The organism is Streptomyces sp. NPDC093149, assembly GCF_044754145.1.
Lineage (GTDB): Bacteria > Actinomycetota > Actinomycetes > Streptomycetales > Streptomycetaceae > Streptomyces.
The window spans coordinates 1-1111 of the sequence record NZ_JBIVON010000070.1 but is presented as its reverse complement, the minus strand read 5'-3'; the positions used below and the strand labels follow the sequence as shown (position 1 = coordinate 1111).

At 68.9% G+C, this 1111-nt stretch carries 2 protein-coding genes; both read right to left on the bottom strand.

The window, feature by feature from the left end:
* On the bottom strand, nt 1–294 hold a 294-nt coding region (locus ACIQCZ_RS42490), incomplete at its 3' end, for a hypothetical protein (RefSeq protein WP_402291572.1).
* A 68-nt stretch (nt 295–362) separates the two neighbouring features.
* Nucleotides 363–782: a hypothetical protein gene (locus ACIQCZ_RS42485; protein WP_402291570.1), complete on the bottom strand. Its 420-nt coding sequence runs from the start codon at nt 780–782 to the stop codon at nt 363–365.
* Between the last annotated feature and the right edge of the window lie 329 nt (nt 783–1111).

The window sequence follows — 1111 nt, the reverse complement described above, 5'->3', positions numbered from 1 at the left end:
ACCCAGGATGGTCAGGCGCCGCGGTTGCCGCTGAGAGAACGACCGGGCGAAGGAGTCCAGATCCGAGGCGCTTCCGGCCATGGGACCGCCCGTCAGGTGGTCGTGGTCGCCGAGGTTCCCGCCGTCGGTCATGCGCCACAGAACGGGGATCGGCACCGGGAACAGGTCCCGCAGCTCGGCCTCGTGGTGCCACTGCTCCCACACCAGCCCGGCCAGATGCCGCGTCGCCGACTCCACCGGATCGGGGTCCTTGGTGATGAAGTAGTTGTTCTGGACGTTATGGTCGCCCTTCACCACCGCGAGGTTGATGACGGTTCCGGGACCGAAGCCGGGCCACTGGCCTCCGGCTGCCTCAGTCGTCACTAGGACCCGAAGTGGTTGTGCTGCTCGTTGTTGTCGCCGATCTGGACGGCCGCCTTGTCGAAGGTGTTCCCGCTCACGGTGTACTTGCCCGCCCCGGGACCGGCGGCCGCCTCGGCCGTCCGGACCTGCTCGATGGCCTGTCGCAGCGCCGCGGCGAACTCGGCGTCGCACGAGGCCGTGTACCTCAAGGCCAGCTCCAGCTGGTCCCGGGTCTCCGCGGTCGGCTCCTCCCGGCCGTCGGTCACCTCCCGCGCCACGCTCTCCAGCGCCGGCTCACGGCCCAACCGGGTGGCCACCACCTCGTGCAACCGGTCCATCCCGGCGTCCAGCGCCTGATCGACCTCCGCATCCGCCCGACCGGACACCCGCCGCGCCTTGCGCACGGCCCACGCGAAGAAGTAGCCCACCGCCAGCTCCACGCCTACCACGTTCGCCCCCTCCATCGGACACGGCCATCACGGCGACCATAACTGCGAGCACCCGGTCGCAGGGTGTGAAGCTCCAAACCGCCAGTCTCGTGAGGGTGTTCGGTGATCTGTGCCGCAGCCGACGGTTATCCGTGCACCTCAACTGGGAGGGCGGCTGGCATACGCCGGGAATGTGCTGCGGGCCGTCTGCGGTAGTGATCTGAAGCCCGCTGGCCCATCGATGAGTCACCCGTTCGTGGGCTCTTCCGACGATTCCCGGCGGGGTGGCTGGTTGGTTTCTTCCCCTGGTCATGCGCTTGCGGTGCCCGTCGACCGGCTCG